The organism is Phytoactinopolyspora halophila (assembly GCF_003287285.1).
GTDB classification, from domain to species: domain Bacteria; phylum Actinomycetota; class Actinomycetes; order Jiangellales; family Jiangellaceae; genus Phytoactinopolyspora_A; species Phytoactinopolyspora_A halophila.
The window spans coordinates 118,259-132,038 of record NZ_QMIG01000001.1 but is presented as its reverse complement, the minus strand read 5'-3'; the positions used below and the strand labels follow the sequence as shown (position 1 = coordinate 132,038).

At 67.1% G+C, this 13,780-nt stretch carries 17 protein-coding genes; 12 read left to right on the top strand and 5 right to left on the bottom strand.

Annotated features, from left to right (window positions below; all coding sequences use genetic code 11):
* Positions 1-166: 166 nt before the first annotated feature.
* From DPM12_RS22725 to DPM12_RS00575, 3 genes are read left to right on the top strand one after another with little or no spacing between them, the layout of a single operon-like run.
* The gene (locus DPM12_RS22725; protein WP_245951179.1) at positions 167-1,450 is read left to right on the top strand and encodes a sensor histidine kinase; all 1,284 of its coding nucleotides are present in this window, start codon (positions 167-169) and stop codon (positions 1,448-1,450) included.
* A complete protein-coding gene (locus DPM12_RS00580; RefSeq protein ID WP_112256209.1) occupies positions 1,447-2,106 on the top strand; it encodes a response regulator transcription factor in 660 nt (219 codons plus the stop codon). The genes DPM12_RS22725 and DPM12_RS00580 overlap by 4 nt, the downstream gene beginning before the upstream one ends.
* A 33-nt stretch (positions 2,107-2,139) precedes the next feature.
* Positions 2,140-2,943, top strand: a complete 804-nt coding sequence (locus DPM12_RS00575; RefSeq protein WP_112256207.1) for a Cof-type HAD-IIB family hydrolase — start codon at positions 2,140-2,142, stop codon at positions 2,941-2,943.
* A 3-nt stretch (positions 2,944-2,946) separates the two neighbouring features.
* Here DPM12_RS00575 and DPM12_RS00570 read toward each other — a convergent pair whose 3' ends face one another.
* Together DPM12_RS00570 and DPM12_RS00565 are read right to left on the bottom strand one after the other, a co-directional pair.
* Positions 2,947-3,549, bottom strand: coding sequence for an isochorismatase family protein (locus DPM12_RS00570; protein ID WP_112256205.1), 603 nt, complete (start codon positions 3,547-3,549; stop codon positions 2,947-2,949).
* Positions 3,546-4,808, bottom strand: coding sequence for a nicotinate phosphoribosyltransferase (locus DPM12_RS00565; protein WP_425467542.1), 1,263 nt, complete (start codon positions 4,806-4,808; stop codon positions 3,546-3,548). The genes DPM12_RS00570 and DPM12_RS00565 overlap by 4 nt, the downstream gene beginning before the upstream one ends.
* Before the next feature lie 152 nt (positions 4,809-4,960).
* Here DPM12_RS00565 and clpS point away from each other — a divergent pair, with 152 nt between their 5' ends.
* The 9 genes from clpS to DPM12_RS00520 all read left to right on the top strand — a co-directional run bounded on the left by clpS (position 4,961) and on the right by DPM12_RS00520 (position 11,623).
* A complete protein-coding gene (gene clpS, locus DPM12_RS00560) occupies positions 4,961-5,257 on the top strand; it encodes an ATP-dependent Clp protease adapter ClpS (RefSeq protein ID WP_112256201.1) in 297 nt (98 codons plus the stop codon).
* The gene (locus DPM12_RS00555; protein WP_281269608.1) at positions 5,221-5,847 is read left to right on the top strand and encodes a DUF2017 domain-containing protein; all 627 of its coding nucleotides are present in this window, start codon (positions 5,221-5,223) and stop codon (positions 5,845-5,847) included. The genes clpS and DPM12_RS00555 overlap by 37 nt, the downstream gene beginning before the upstream one ends.
* A 163-nt stretch (positions 5,848-6,010) precedes the next feature.
* Positions 6,011-7,093: an aldose epimerase family protein gene (locus DPM12_RS00550; RefSeq protein WP_112256200.1), complete on the top strand. Its 1,083-nt coding sequence runs from the start codon at positions 6,011-6,013 to the stop codon at positions 7,091-7,093.
* A 203-nt stretch (positions 7,094-7,296) separates the two neighbouring features.
* Entirely contained in the window at positions 7,297-8,226 is a 930-nt protein-coding gene (locus DPM12_RS00545; RefSeq protein WP_342778732.1) for a pyridoxal-phosphate dependent enzyme, read from the top strand.
* Between the two features lie 137 nt (positions 8,227-8,363).
* On the top strand, positions 8,364-8,801 hold the full coding sequence (locus tag DPM12_RS00540; RefSeq protein ID WP_112256198.1) for a carboxymuconolactone decarboxylase family protein: 438 nt from the start codon (positions 8,364-8,366) through the stop codon (positions 8,799-8,801).
* A gap of 48 nt (positions 8,802-8,849) precedes the next feature.
* Positions 8,850-9,758 carry an RNA polymerase sigma factor SigJ gene (gene sigJ / locus DPM12_RS00535; RefSeq protein WP_211658139.1) on the top strand — a complete coding sequence of 303 codons (909 nt, stop codon included), beginning with the start codon at positions 8,850-8,852 and terminating at the stop codon, positions 9,756-9,758.
* A gap of 43 nt (positions 9,759-9,801) precedes the next feature.
* On the top strand, positions 9,802-10,209 hold the full coding sequence (locus tag DPM12_RS00530) for a M67 family metallopeptidase (RefSeq protein ID WP_112256650.1): 408 nt from the start codon (positions 9,802-9,804) through the stop codon (positions 10,207-10,209).
* 169 nt (positions 10,210-10,378) lie between these two features.
* Positions 10,379-10,654: a MoaD/ThiS family protein gene (locus tag DPM12_RS00525; RefSeq protein ID WP_112256194.1), complete on the top strand. Its 276-nt coding sequence runs from the start codon at positions 10,379-10,381 to the stop codon at positions 10,652-10,654.
* 21 nt (positions 10,655-10,675) lie between these two features.
* Positions 10,676-11,623, top strand: a complete 948-nt coding sequence (locus tag DPM12_RS00520; protein ID WP_112256192.1) for a PLP-dependent cysteine synthase family protein — start codon at positions 10,676-10,678, stop codon at positions 11,621-11,623.
* On the opposite strand, the gene rdgB is transcribed toward DPM12_RS00520, so the two are convergent.
* The 3 genes from rdgB to DPM12_RS00505 are packed head-to-tail and all read right to left on the bottom strand — an operon-like array spanning position 11,624 to position 13,768.
* Positions 11,624-12,250, bottom strand: a complete 627-nt coding sequence (gene rdgB / locus DPM12_RS00515) for an RdgB/HAM1 family non-canonical purine NTP pyrophosphatase (RefSeq protein WP_112256189.1) — start codon at positions 12,248-12,250, stop codon at positions 11,624-11,626.
* Entirely contained in the window at positions 12,247-12,969 is a 723-nt protein-coding gene (gene rph / locus DPM12_RS00510; RefSeq protein WP_112256188.1) for a ribonuclease PH, read from the bottom strand. The genes rdgB and rph overlap by 4 nt, the downstream gene beginning before the upstream one ends.
* A 52-nt stretch (positions 12,970-13,021) precedes the next feature.
* Positions 13,022-13,768 (bottom strand): PIG-L deacetylase family protein, encoded by a 747-nt coding sequence (locus tag DPM12_RS00505; protein ID WP_112256186.1) that lies wholly within the window; start codon positions 13,766-13,768, stop codon positions 13,022-13,024.
* Positions 13,769-13,780 lie beyond the last annotated feature (12 nt).

The window sequence follows — 13,780 nt, the reverse complement described above, 5'->3', positions numbered from 1 at the left end:
GCCGAGAACGGTTCCTGGTGTACGTGGATGTGCGTATGGCACGCCGGTGGACCTACGCTGCCGAACGGATGCCGCGCGTCGTCGCTGGTGCTTAGGCTCGAACCATGACGAGGGGGAAGCCCTGGAGCGATTTCCGGGCGGCGAGCTGGGAGGTGGCCGGGTGAGCATGCCCGATGTCGCGCGCCTGTGGCGGCACGTCTGGCCCGCACTGCTGGTGCTCGTTCCCGGGATGTTCGGCACCGCACCGGCCACCGCGAACCAGCTCGACTGGAGCCGGGAACCGGATGCGTTCACCTACTCGCTGGTCGTGTTCGCCGGGCTGTCCGTCCTCGTGCAGCGCAGGTGGCCCGGTGTGACCCTGGTCTGCTGTGGCGCGGCGGTCATCACCTACCTCCTCACCGGGCACGCGTACGGGCCGATGCTGTTCGCCGTGCCGGTCGCGGCTTTCGGCGTGGCCGAGGCGTGGCCGTTGCGCAGGGCACTGCTGTCGAATGGTGGGTTGGGTCTGGCGGTTTTCGCCGCCGGTGGTTTCCATTTCGGGACCGACCTGGCCGACGGCCACGCGTTCAACCTTCTCGGCTGGTTCGGTATCTCGCTTGCTGCGGTGGCCGTGCCGACGGCGATTGGCGCGGCTATCCGGATTCGCCGCGAGTCGCAGGCGAACGTCCGTGGTGCGGAGGCACGCCGTGCGGTCTCCGAGGAACGGCTGCGCATGGCGCAGGAGCTGCACGATTCCGTCGGTCACGGGCTCGCCGTGATTGCCATGCAGGCAGGGGTGGCGCTGCACGTCCTGGAAAGCAACCCGGACAAGGCGCGGGAGGCGTTGGAGGCCATCCGCTCCACGAGCCGGGAATCGCTCGACGGGCTGCGCTCCGAGCTCGACATCCTGCGTGCGCCCGAAGGAACGAACGCTCCCCGGCGTCCTGGTGTGGGGCTCGCCGATGTCGACGTGCTGCTGGAGCGGGTCCGGGCCGGAGGTGTCGATGTCGTTGCCGACCTGCGTGTGAGCAGCCTGCCGCCGGAAGCCGACGTCGCCGTGTATCGCATCTTGCAAGAGGCGTTGACCAACGTCCTCCGGCACGCGAACGCGACGTCCGCATGGGTCCGGGTCGCTCGGGCCGGAGCCGACGTCGTTATCGAGATCATCGATGACGGAGGGGCGCGACGGGCCGCGAGCGACGCGGACGATACGGCGAACGACGGTCGCGCGCAGCGCCCTCCGCAGGCCGAGCACCGGATCGACGACGGAGGAGAACGCCAGGTCGAACACCACGGTGCTGGCATTCCCGGCATGCGGGCGCGTGTCGAGGCGCTGGGAGGGGAGCTGCGGGCCGGGCGACGAAAGGAGGGCGGCTTCGCCGTGTCGGCACGGTTTCCCATCGTCGGCTCGGGACGTGAGGCGCCTGTCGACGACGTGAGCTCGCCGTCCGTGACAGGATCGAGCCCATGATCCGTGTCGTGGTCGTGGATGATCAAGCCCTGGTCCGCATGGGGATACGGACGCTGCTGGATGCCGAAAGCGATGCCGAGCTCGTTGGTGAGGCCGCTGACGGGCGAGCGGGCGTGGATATGGTGCGCCGCGTGGTGCCTGACGTCGTGCTCATGGACATTCGCATGCCCGAGCTCGACGGTCTGGAAGCGTTGCGCGAGATCACGTCCGATCCGGCGCTGGATGATGTTCGCGTGGTGATGTTGACGACGTTCGAACTCGACGAATATGTCTTCGAGTCGTTACGTGGCGGTGCTAGCGGGTTCGTCCTGAAGGACGCGGGTCCGGACGAGCTGCTGCACGCCGTGCGCGTCATCGCCGACGGCGCGTCGTTGCTCTCGCCATCGGTGACTCGGCGGGTGATCGAGCGGTTCAGTAGTGGTAGCCAGGCCCGTGGCAACCCTCATCCGGAGCTGCACCAGCTCACCGACCGCGAGCGCGAGATCGTGGCCTGGGTGGCCACTGGCAGGTCGAACGACGAGATCGCTGCCGAGCTGGTGGTCAGCCCGGCCACGGTGCGCACACACGTCAGTCGAGCAATGGTGAAACTGCACGCGCGAGACCGTGCCCAGCTGGTCGTCTTCGGTTTCCAGTCTGGCCTGACGCTGCCTGAGTAGGAATGAAACTTAGTCCACTGGCACACTTGGAGTGTGCAGCCACCTCAGCAACGTCCCCGGGTTGTCGCCACGGATCTCGACGGAACCCTCTTGCGCAGCGATGCGTCGATTGCTCCTCGCGCGTACGAGGCGTTGCGGCTGGCAGAGGATGCCGGTGCGATAGTGCTGTTCGTCTCCGGGCGACCTCCACGCAACCTCGACATCCTGGCCGAGGCGGTCGGCTCGCACGGGCTGGCCATCGGCGCCAACGGTGCGCTGGTTTACGACGTGTTCGCGCGGAAGATCGTCGAGGAACGCGGCATGCCCGGGGATACCGCGATGGACGTCGCGCTCACGTTGCGTTCCGCCGTGCCCGGTGTGGCGTTCGCGATGGAACGTGGCCTGATTTACGGCAGGGAGCCGGCGTTCAAACATCGATGGGCTCAGCCCGAAGGCTCGCTCGAAGCGGATCTCGATGTACTGTTCGCTGAACCGGTGGCCAAGCTCCTGGCCCGGCACGAAGAGTTCGAGCCGGACGAGTTCGTGCGCCGCGGTACTCAGGTGATCGGCGATCAGGCCACCGTGACGTACTCCGATGGTCAGGCGCTGCTGGAGATCAGCGCCCGGGGCGTGTCCAAGGCGTCCACGCTGGCGGCATTCTGCGCCGAGCGCGGTATCGGAGCGGACGAGGTGGTCGCCTTCGGTGACATGCCGAACGACCTGGAGATGCTGGAATGGGCGGGTACGTCGTATGCGATGGCCAACGCCCACCCGCTCGTTGCGGACGTGGCCACGCACCGGTGTGATGCCAACGACGACGACGGTGTCGCGCGGGTTCTGGAGTGGATGTTCGGCTAGATCCTAGGCAGCCGGGCGAACGACAGGGCGGCCACGGAGCGTGACCCCGGCGTTGCGCATCTCGTCGAGTGCCCGGTCGGTGGTGTGCGCGAGGACACCGGCGGTGAGGTCCAGCAGGACCTGCGTGTCGAACCCTTCGCGAATCGCGTCGAGCGCCGTGGCGCGCACGCAATGGTCGGTGGCGATGCCCACAATGTCGATGCTGGACACATGCCGTTGGCGCAACCAGTCACGCAGCCCGCTGCCGTCCTGGCACCGGCCGTCGAAGCCGGAGTAACCACTGGAGTACTCACCCTTGTTGAAGATCGCATCGAAGGGTTGCGGATCCAGGTTGGGATGGAACGCCGCTCCGTCGGTATTGGCGCGGCAGTGTGGTGGCCAGCTCGTCACGTAGTCCGGCGTGGCCGAGAAGTGATCACCAGGATCGATGTGATGGTCCCGGGTGGCAACGACGTAGTCGTAGACGCGGTTGTACGGTTCCGCGTCGCGCCATTGCTTGAGCACTTTCGAGATGGCGTAGGCGGTCTCGGCGCCGCCACCGACGCCGAGAGCGCCGCCTTCACAGAAGTCGTTCTGCACGTCGACGACGACCAGTGCGCGTGTCATGCGGGCTCCACGGGTTCTTCGTAGCGAGTAGGAATGGCCGGTTCGCCGCGAGACATCTGCAGCGCAGTGCGGGGAAGCTCGGCCCGGCCCTGCCGGTGGCGTTCCCGGGCGGCGTCGAGCGGTTCGTGCCCGACCACTTCGCCGTCGCGAACCAGGGGGGTGAGCAGGGCACGGTCGTCGTTACCTGACCGGGGTGGTCCGTCGACGCCGATGATCTCCGCGTCGGCGATTCCCCGCCGGTTGCGCCGGCGCACCGCGTACTTGCGGCCCCCGATACCCGGTTTGTCCTTGCTCTTCTTCTCGACCGCGACCATCTGCCCGTCGTCGTTCTCCCGCGCCACCAGTTTGTAGACGAGGCCGGCCGTGGGCGCGCCGGAACCGGTGACGAGTGACGTGCCGACGCCGTAGCCGTCCACCGGTGCTGCGGCGAGTGCGGCAATAGCGTGTTCATCGAGATCGCTCGTGACAACGATCTTGGTTTCCGTGGCTCCGAGCTCATCGAGTTGGGCGCGAACCTCGTGAGCTTGGGCGAGCAGGTCGCCAGAGTCGAGGCGTACCGCCCCGAGTCCGGTGCCCGCGATGTCGATACCGAGTGCCACGGCCTCGGTGACGTCGTAGGTGTCGACGAGCAGGGTGGTGCCCGTGCCCAGCGATTCCACCTGCGCGGTGAAGGCCTCGCGTTCCGAATCGTGCAACAGAGTGAACGCGTGGGCGCTGGTTCCGCGTGTGGGGATGCCATACTCGTGCCCGGCTTGAAGGTTGCTCGTGGAGCCGAACCCCGCGATGTACGCGGCGCGCGCGGCGGCGACCGCGGCCCCCTCGTGCGTGCGCCGCGAGCCCATCTCGATGCAGGGCCGGTGCTGCGCTGCCGTGGTCATGCGGGAGGCTGCGGAGGTCACGGCGGAGTCGAAGTTCATGATGGAGAGTGTGAGCGTTTCCAGGATCACGGCTTCGGCGAAACTCGACTCCACGATCAGCAGTGGTGAGTGCGGAAAGTAGGGCTCACCCTCGCCATAGCCCCAGATGTCACCGGCGAAACGGTAGGTGGAGAGCCAGTTCAGCGTGGGTTCGTCGACGACGCCAGTCCGTTCCAGGTGGGTGAGCGTGTCGTCGTCGAACTGGAAGCGCTCGATCGCTTCCAGCAGCCGGCCCGTGCCGCCGACGACGCCGTACCTGCGCCCGTGGGGTAATCGTCGGGCGAACACCTCGAAGACGGCGCGACGCTGCGCCGTGCCGCGGGCCAAAGCGGCCTGCAGCATGGTCAGCTCGTACTGGTCGGTATACAGAGCTGTCGTAGCCGGCACAATGTCAGGGTAGTCAGTCAAACGGTGGGTGACGACCATCTCGCCCGTCATACTGGATGGTGACCGGTGGCCGCAGCGGCGCAAGAGTGAGACTATAGGAGATTGTGATGACTGCGCCCGTTGAGATGGAGCGTCCGGAGGTCGAGGAGGCCCCGACGCCGGACACGCCGTGGGTGACGGTCGTGTGGAACGACCCGGTCAATTTGATGTCGTACGTAACCTACGTCTTCCAGACCTACTTCGCCTATCCGAAACGCAAGGCGGAGCGGCTCATGCTCGACGTACACGAGAAAGGCAAGGCCGTCGTGTCGGAGGGCTCCCGGGAGGAGATGGAGCGAGACGTCGAGGCCATGCACTCCTACGGGTTGTGGGCCACGCTGCAGAAGGCGGGGGACCGAGGCTGAGTACAGCGTTCCGGCGGGCGCGCGGAGGTGGCGTGACCGCATCCTTTCATGCTGCGGAGATCGAGCTCTTGCGCTCGCTGGTCGGCCAGCTACTGGAGCTGGTCCGGGGTGATCAGACGCACAAGCAAGATGAGGACTGGGCGGCCGCGCTCGGCCTGGCCGAAGATGAGCCGAAGCGACCGACCGATCCGGTGTTGCTGCGGCTGTTTCCCGACGGATATGACGGGGATGACGAGGGCGCTGCCGACTTCCGCCGCTTCACCGAACGCGGGCTGCGGGAGGCGAAGTCCGACAATGCCGCCACCGTGCTCGCGTCGCTGGCCACGACGGAGGGCATCGAGCCAGAAGAGCGCCGGCAGCGGAACAAGACCCGCATCGAGCTCGATGCGCACCAGGCCGAGGCGTGGCTGCGCACACTCACCGACTTGCGTCTGGCCCTGGGCACCCGCCTCGGCGTGAGCCAGGACGACGAGGACGAGTGGGAGAGGCTGCCCGAGGACGACCCGCGTCGGCACATTCACGACGTCTACAACTGGCTCGGCTGGCTGCAAGAGACCCTCGTGCGTACGCTCTCCGCGGGGCTCGAGTAGGCATCACTGGGAGCCCGCTGCTGGTGGCTGACCTGGCTCAAACGGATCTCGATCAGCCGGGCCTGACTGGGTATCGGGCGGCACTGAGTGCCGAAGGATACAAGTGTGCTGTGATGGCTGTGGCGTACGTGAGGCGTCTTCCCGCGCGGTGAGAGGAGCATGGATGCGCGAGCAGAGCGCGCCAGCGGTGACGAAGAGTTCGTTCGGCAACGCTCGTGACGGTTCGGAAGTGGCGGTGTACACGCTGAAGAACGCCGGCGGTATGAGTGTCCGGATCCTCACCTACGGCGGTATCCTGCAATCGATCGAGGTGCCCGACCGCTCCGGTACGCTCGCCAACGTCACGCTCGGCTTCGACAATCTCACGGACTACGTCGAACGCAACCCCTTCTTCGGCGCGCTCGTGGGCAGGTGCGCCAACCGGATGTCCGGTGGTGGTTTCACACTCGATGGCACCCGTTACGACCTGGCGCGCAACCGCATGCCGAATCACCTGCACGGTGGTGTCGCGGGGTTCGACACGAAGGTGTGGGACGCGGACGTGATCGACGACGACGCGAGCGACGCCGTGGCTCTGGAACTTCGCTATACCAGTCCGGACGGGGAGGAGGGGTATCCGGGCACGTTGACGACCACGGTGCGATACACGCTCACGAGCGACAACGAGATCCGGATCGAGTACCGTGCGAGCACCGACGCACCCACCGTCGTCAATCTCACCAACCATGCCTACTTCAACCTGGCCGGTGAAGGCAGCGGCAGTGTCCTCGGTCACCAGCTCCAGCTCAACGCGGAACACTACACTCCGATCGACGAGAATCTGGTACCCACGGGCGAGATCGCCCACGTGGAGGGAACGCCGCTCGATTTCCGGGAACCCGTGGACATCGGGGCCCGCATCCGGGACCCGTATCCACAGCTGGTCCTGGCCCAGGGATATGACCACAATCACGTGCTCAACCGTTCCGGCGACGAGCTGGCCTTCGCGGCCAGGTTGAGCGAGCCCACCAGCGGGCGGGTGCTCACGGTGCACACCACCGAACCAGGAATCCAGGTGTATTCGGGCAACTTCCTGGACGGCTCGCTCGTCGGTGCCAGCGGGCGGACGTATCGGCAGGGCGACGGGCTGGCCCTGGAGACGCAGCACTTTCCCGACGCGCCGAACCGGCCGGAGTTCCCGTCGGTGGTCCTGCGGCCGGACGAGGAATACCGCTCGACCACCGTCTTCGCTTTCTCGACCACGTGAGGCGGGCCTGCCAGTGCCGACGTGCTCGGCGCCCAGGGTCAACGGGGTGTGCCGCACGGGTCGGATAGGTTGAGACCGTGAGTGGATTCCTTGACGGCCAGACGGGTAGCCATACAGGCGATCGCGATGCCGTTTCCGCATCCGAGGCCCTCGCCGGGCACGGTTCGGTAACCGGGGCAGATGTCGACGAGGCGGCCCGCCGCATCGAACCGTACGTGCATCGCACGCCGGTCATGTCGGCATCCACCTTGGACGAGATCTGCGGCAACTCGGTCTTTCTCAAATGTGAAAACTTCCAGCGTGCCGGCGCGTTCAAGGCTCGTGGCGCGTTCAACGCGCTGGTGCGATTGTCGCCAGAGCAGCGGGCCAGGGGCGTGGTGGCGTACTCGTCGGGCAACCATGCGCAGGCGGTGGCGCTGGCCGCCCGGGTTTTGGGCATCCAGGAAACGATCTTGATGCCACTCGATGCTCCGGCCAGCAAGGCGGCAGCCGTCGAGGGCTATGGCGCGAGGATCGTGCGCTTCGACCGCTACGAGGACGATCGCGCCGCGCTGGCCGATGAGCTCGCCCGCCAATCGGGAGCGACCGTGCTGCCACCGTTCGATCATCCGCACATCATTGCCGGGCAGGGTACTGCCGCGCGGGAGCTTGTCGACGAGGTCGGCGAGCTCGACGTCCTGCTCGTTCCGGTGAGTGGTGGTGGCTTGCTGGCCGGATCGGCGCTGGCGGTGCGCCAGCGCCTGCCGGGAGTTCGCCTCGTCGGTATCGAGCCGGAAACGGGCGACGACACCAAGCGGTCGCTGGAATCTGGTGTCCGGGTGTCCGGTGAGGTGCCGCGTACGGTGGCCGACGGCCTGGCTGTGGATCGGCCGGGCGCGTTGCCGTTCGAGATCATGCGGCAGCTCGTCGACGAGATCCTGCTGGTCGGCGACGAGCAGATCGTCGAGGCGATGCGGTGGCTGTTCGAGCGGACGAAGCTCGTGGTGGAGCCGAGCGGTGCTGTCGGCGTGGCTGCCTTGTTGAACGGTCTGATCGGTGCGCGTGATGCGCGCGTTGGCGTGATCGTGTCGGGTGGCAACGTCAGCGCGGAGCGCTTCGCGCGGCTCGTCACCGGGACGGGGCCCGGGGGATGAGACATGCGTGATCCGGGCGCACGGGGCGCCACGAGCGGCAGGCTATGAGATAGATCACCTTGACGGTTGTCACGCTGGCGCACGCTCACGTGGTCGTACGGGTAGTCCATCAGTAGCCCGAACCGAAAGGCACCCCGATGACACAGCGCATCGACATGGCGACGGCCGCGCCCGACGGGTATCGCGCCGTGTACGCCGTGGAGCAGTACGTGCAAGCCAACGTCGATCACCAGTTGCTGGAACTGGTGAAGTTGCGGGCGTCGATGATCAACGAATGCTCCTTCTGTGTCGACATGCACAGCCAGGACGCGTTGAAAGCGGGAGAGGACAGCCGCCGGCTGTTCGCCGTCGCGGCCTGGCAAGAGGCTCCGTTCTTCTCCGAGGAGGAGCGTGCGGCGCTGGCGTTGACCGACGCGATTACCCGGCTGGGCAACGATGGCGTACCGGACGACGTGTGGGATCGCGCGGCCGCCGTCTGGTCGGAGCAGCAGTTGGCTGCCCTTGTCATCGCCATTGGCACCATCAACCTGTGGAATCGCATCGCGATACCGACGAGAAAGGCCCTTCCGGAGTAACACGACAGACGTTCAGTGCCGGATCGCCATCGGGAGGGGAACCGAGCAGTGCCCGGAACAGCGCCTGGAACCCGGGATGAGCCAGCCGACGAGCTGCAGCGGCACCGGCCGATGCTGTTCGGCGTGGCCTACCGGCTGCTCGGTTCCGCCACCGATGCCGACGACGTCCTCCAGGATGCGTACCTGCGCTGGCGCGACGTCGCGACGGCCGAGGTGCGCGAACCGCGCCGCTACCTCACCCGGATCGTCACGCGGCTGGCGCTTGACCGATTGCGGGCGCGGGGCCGGCACGAGTCGTACGTAGGCCCCTGGTTGCCCGAGCCGGTGACCACGGAAACGCTGGCGCCCGACCCGGCGGAGACGGCGGAACGGCGCGACTCGGCCGCAACCGCCACGCTGTATCTCATGGAACGGCTCGACCCGGTGGAACGGGCCGTCTTCGTCCTGCGTGCCGCCTTCGAGGTGCCCTATGCGGACATAGCCGAGATCGTCGAACGGGATGCGGCACATTGCCGCCAGCTGTTCCATCGGGCACGGGACCGGCTCGCTGATGATCGGCGCAGGTTCGCTCCGAGCCGGCAGGATCATTCGCAGCTGCTCGAGCACTTCGTGCAGGCGGCTCGCAGGGGCGATCTCGCCGGGCTGCGCAAGGTATTGCACGACGGCGTGGTGGCCTGGTCCGACGGCGGTGGCAAGGCCAGTGCGGCGCGCAACGCCGTGATCGGCGTGGAGAAGGTGGCACGATTCTTCGCAGGTATCTACGGTCCGGACCGCGACGTCGACCTCGAAGCGAGGGAAATCAACGGCTCGCCGGGGCTGGTCGTTCGCGGTCCCGGCCGATTTCACGTGCTGACCTTCGCCGTCTCTGGAGACGTGATCAGCGCGGTGTTCCTCGTCTCCAACCCGGACAAGCTCGAACGGTTCGGCACCGGTCCGACGGATGCCGGCGGACGGTGACCGGGGAGCGCAGCCGCGAACCCGAGTTCGTATGCTGGCAGGTGTGCTGACCATCCGCCGTGACATCGTCGATGCGATCATCGCCCATGCCCGTCGCGACCATCCCGACGAGGCCTGCGGCGTCGTCGCCGGGCCCGAGGGTTCCGACCGGCCCGAGCGGTTCATCCCGATGCTCAACGCCGCGCGCTCGCCCACGTTCTACGAGTTCGACTCCATGGACCTGTTGCGCCTGTACCGGGAGATGGATGATCGCGACGAGGAACCCGTGGTGATCTATCACTCGCACACCGCCACCGAAGCGTATCCCTCGCGCACGGACATTTCGTATGCGTCCGAGCCGAACGCGCACTACGTGCTGGTGTCCACGCGCGACGAGAACGACGTCGAGCTGCGGTCCTTTCGCATCGTTGATGGTGAGGTTACCGAGGAGGATGTGAAGATCGTCGATTGACGGCGAGAGGTCGTGCCTCGTGGGTACACCTGTGAATACGGGAACGTGGCCTTGCACATCGCCCCCGTCGACGCGACGCTCGCCGGTAGGGAATGATGGGCGGGTCGCGCCTGTTGCCTTGTATAGCCGATGACGTGAGAGTCAACCGAGACCACTGGGAGCAAGATCGATGGCCGTCGAGGTCCGTATTCCCACGATCCTGCGTCAACACACCGGCGGCGCGAAGACCGTCGAGGGCAGCGGCGATACGTTGTCCGCACTGATCGACGACCTGGAGTCGCGCCATTCCGGGTTGCGCGACCGCCTCGTCGAGAACGGCGAGCTGCGCCGTTTCGTCAACGTCTATCTCAACGACGAGGACGTCCGTTTTCTCGACGGGTTGAAGACACCGCTGAGCGATGGCGATGCGGTGACCGTGCTGCCCGCCGTGGCAGGCGGTAGCTGAGACCCGGCTCTCGCGACGCTGATGCGATACGATTCGCTGCTCGACTCGCTCGGCCGGACTCCGCTGGTCGGGCTGCCGAAGCTCGCGCCGTCCCCGGATGTGCGGTTGTGGGCGAAGCTCGAAGATCGCAACCCGACCGGTTCGGTAAAGGATCGGCCCGCGCTGCGGATGATCGAGGCGGCCGAGGCCGCTGGCGAATTGACTCCCGGTTGCACGATCCTCGAGCCCACTTCCGGCAACACGGGGATCTCCCTGGCTATGGCGGCACGGCTGAAGGGCTATCAGCTTGTGTGCGTCATGCCCGAGAACACCTCGGAGGAGCGGCGGCAGCTGCTGCGGATGTGGGGCGCGCAGATCGTGGCCTCGCCGGCCGAGGGCGGTTCGAACGAAGCGGTGCGGGTTGCCAAGCAGATGGCCAGCGAGCACCCGGACTGGGTCATGCTCTACCAGTACGGCAATCCGGCCAACGCGGCCGCGCACTACGACACCACTGGCCCGGAGCTGCTCGACGACCTTCCGGAGATCACCCATTTCGTCGGCGGCCTGGGTACCACGGGCACGCTGATGGGCGTGGGCCGGTACTTGCGGGCGAAGGTTCCGGGCGTGCAGGTGGTGGCGGCCGAGCCGCGCTACGGCGAGCTGGTGTACGGGCTACGGAACATCGACGAGGGCTTCATTCCCGAGCTCTACGACGAGTCGGTGCTCACCGCCCGGTTCTCCGTCGGGCCGCGCGATGCGGTGAAGCGTACCCGTGAATTGCTCGACGCCGAAGGAATCTTCGCCGGGATCTCCACCGGTGCGGTCCTGCATGCGGCGTTGGGTGTCGCGCGCAAGGTGGTGGCCGCGGGCGAGCGCGCCGACATCGCGTTCATCGTGGCCGACGCCGGGTGGAAGTACCTGTCGACGGGTGCGTACGAGGGAACGCTCGACGAGGCCGAGGAGAAGCTCGAAGGCCAGCTCTGGGCCTGATCACGCAAACGCCTCATCACGCGACGGTGGCGGAATCTCGCGGGCGATCGCCCGGAACGCGCGACCCCGGTGGCTGATGGCGTCCTTCTCCGCCGCGCTCATCTCGGCGGTGGTACGGGTGTCGCCGTCCGGAACGAAGATCGGGTCGTAGCCGAACCCGCCGTCCCCACGGCGTTCGCGGGTGAGCGTGCCCGGCACCCGTCCCTCTTCGACGATCTCGGTCCCGTCCGGAGTGACGAGCGCGGCCACACAGACGAACGCCGCCTGGCGATGTGCATCCGGGACGTCGCGTATCTGGTCGAGGAGCAGCTGGAGATTCGCGCCGTCGTCGCCATGGCGCCCGCACCATCGGCCCGAAAAGACGCCGGGCATGCCGTTGAGCGCCGCCACGCTGATCCCGGAGTCGTCGGCGAGCGCCGGCAGGCCGGTCGCCGCTGCCACGGCACGCGCCTTGAGCAGGGCGTTCTCGGTGAACGTCAGGCCGGTCTCCACCACGTCGTCGACGTCGGGAAACTCGGCCAGGCTGACGAGTTCGACGGCGGCTCCCGCTTCGGACAGGATGCGCCGGATCTCGGGCACCTTGTGCTGGTTGTGGGTCGCCAGCACGATTCGGTATGCGGATGTCACGAAGCCAGTGCCTCACGTTGCAGCTCGGTGAGCCGGGCGCACCCCGTCTCGGCATACAGCAGGAGCTCGTCGAGCTCGCTGCGGCTGAATGGGGCTCCCTCGGCCGTTCCCTGCACCTCGATGAACGATCCTCCTCCCGTCATCACCACGTTCATGTCCGTCTCGGCGGTGACGTCTTCCTCGTACTTCAGGTCGAGCATCGGCTCGCCGTCGACGACGCCGACCGAGACGGCGGCCACCGAGTCGGACAGGACGGACTCCGAGCTGGCCAGGCCCCGCGTCCCCAGCCAGGTGACGGCGTCGTGCAGGGCCACATAGGCGCCGGTGATGGCTGCCGTACGGGTGCCGCCGTCGGCCTGCAGGACGTCGCAGTCAACGGTAAGCGTGTTCTCCCCGAGAACGGACATGTCGATGATTCCGCGCAGCGACCGGCCGATCAGCCGGGAGATCTCGTGGGTGCGACCGCCGAGCCGGCCCTTTACGGACTCCCGGTCGGAGCGGGTGTTGGTGGAGCGTGGAAGCATCGCGTACTCGGCGGTGACCCAGCCCAGACCGGATCCCTTGCGCCACCGGGGCACACCTTCGATGACCGAGACCGCGCACAGGACGCGGGTCCGGCCGGACTCGACCAACACCGATCCCTCGGCGTGCTCGAGCCAGCCGCGGGCAAATTTTACCGGGCGGAGCTCATCGGCGCTGCGGCCATCGATTCGAGTCATGACATCGAGACTATCCGGCCCGTCACGCGAGCCTTCACGGGCTCGCCCGGTGCTAGAACGTGAAAACCTCGAAGGACGTGGCCAGTGAGCAGCCCAGACCCTGCCCGGTGGCGCGCGCAGCACTTTCGAGGAACTCACCGGGATCGGGTGCGTCCTCGCCGAGCCCGGCGAGGTAGGCACGGTGCGCGCGCAACGACTCGACACCGGTGTCGAACGTCTCCGTGATGTCGGCAGCGTGTCCGGCCTCCGGCGATGCCGCCGCCCAGAGGGCCCGGACACCGTTCCACGGCTCGAGGCCCTCGTCGAGCAACTCCCGAAACACCCACCGGTTTCCGGCGTCTCGTATCGCGTCGAGCACCGCCCGGCCGACGGCGATGTGGTCGGCCTGGTTGAGAAACACGCCGCCGTACGTCTCGCGGAAGTTGCCGGTGATGACGATCTCCGGCCGGTGCCGGCGGATGACCCGGGACAGGTCCCGGCGCAACGGGAGCCCGTACTCGATCATCCCGTCCGGGTAGCCCAGAAATTCCACGTGCTCGACGCCGACGATCCGGGCCGACTCGCGCTGCTCGTCTTCGCGTAGCGGGCCGGCCATTTCCGGAGGCATGCTGTCTATTCCCGCTTCGCCGCTGCTCACCAGGGCGTAGGAGATCGTCTTGCCTTGTCCGGTCCAGCGGGCCACGGCCGCTGCGGCGCCGTACTCGATGTCATCTGGATGAGGCACCAGGGCCAACCCGCGTTCCCAGTCTTCGGGCAGGTGCTGCAATGGCTGTACTGCGGGCTCGTGCGCGTCGGTCACGGTTCGGGTCCC

What these genes read in the sequence shown, in the direction of transcription:
- DPM12_RS22725 (WP_245951179.1), top strand. Translation starts at nt 167, where the DNA reads ATGCCCGATGTCGCGCGCCTGTGGCGGCACGTCTGGCCCGCACTGCTG.
- DPM12_RS00580 (WP_112256209.1), top strand. Translation starts at nt 1,447, where the DNA reads ATGATCCGTGTCGTGGTCGTGGATGATCAAGCCCTGGTCCGCATGGGG.
- DPM12_RS00570 (WP_112256205.1), bottom strand. Translation starts at nt 3,549, where the DNA reads ATGACACGCGCACTGGTCGTCGTCGACGTGCAGAACGACTTCTGTGAA.
- DPM12_RS00565 (WP_425467542.1), bottom strand. Translation starts at nt 4,808, where the DNA reads ATGCTGCAGGCCGCTTTGGCCCGCGGCACGGCGCAGCGTCGCGCCGTC.
- clpS (WP_112256201.1), top strand. Translation starts at nt 4,961, where the DNA reads ATGACTGCGCCCGTTGAGATGGAGCGTCCGGAGGTCGAGGAGGCCCCG.
- DPM12_RS00550 (WP_112256200.1), top strand. Translation starts at nt 6,011, where the DNA reads ATGCGCGAGCAGAGCGCGCCAGCGGTGACGAAGAGTTCGTTCGGCAAC.
- DPM12_RS00540 (WP_112256198.1), top strand. Translation starts at nt 8,364, where the DNA reads ATGACACAGCGCATCGACATGGCGACGGCCGCGCCCGACGGGTATCGC.
- DPM12_RS00525 (WP_112256194.1), top strand. Translation starts at nt 10,379, where the DNA reads ATGGCCGTCGAGGTCCGTATTCCCACGATCCTGCGTCAACACACCGGC.
- DPM12_RS00520 (WP_112256192.1), top strand. Translation starts at nt 10,676, where the DNA reads ATGCGATACGATTCGCTGCTCGACTCGCTCGGCCGGACTCCGCTGGTC.
- rph (WP_112256188.1), bottom strand. Translation starts at nt 12,969, where the DNA reads ATGACTCGAATCGATGGCCGCAGCGCCGATGAGCTCCGCCCGGTAAAA.